The sequence below is a fragment of the Burkholderia alba genome, from assembly GCF_034721475.1.
Lineage (GTDB): Bacteria > Pseudomonadota > Gammaproteobacteria > Burkholderiales > Burkholderiaceae > Burkholderia > Burkholderia alba.
Map to the genome: position 1 here is coordinate 1 of NZ_JAWJWL010000184.1, position 412 is coordinate 412.

General features: G+C 66.3%; 1 pseudogene. It reads left to right on the plus strand.

Annotated features, from left to right (window positions below):
* Positions 1 to 412 (plus strand): annotated as a pseudogene (locus RZR99_RS33135) (YadA family autotransporter adhesin); the annotation flags it as partial.

A 412-nucleotide genomic window follows, 5' to 3' on the forward strand; every position in this document is an offset into this window, starting at 1 on the left:
ACCAACAACAACGTCGGCTCCGCGATCGACAACATCAACGCGAACGGCATCAAGTACTTCCATGCCAATTCGACCGATCCGGACAGCCAGGCCATCGGCGTGAACAGCGTCGCCATCGGCCCGAACGCGGTCGCCAACATCGACAACTCGGTCGCCATCGGCAACGGCGCCACCACCTCGGCCGCCGTCCCGGTTTCGTCCGCCTCCGTCGGCGGCCTGACCTTCGGCAACTTCGCCGGCAGCAACCCGGTCGGCGTCTTCAGCGTCGGCGCGCCGGGCCAGGAACGCCAGATCACCAACGTCGCTGCCGGCCAGATCACCGCCACCAGCACCGACGCGATCAACGGCAGCCAGCTCTTCGCCACCAACAGCAACGTCGCTTCGCTGTCCACCGGCCTGAGCACCACCAACA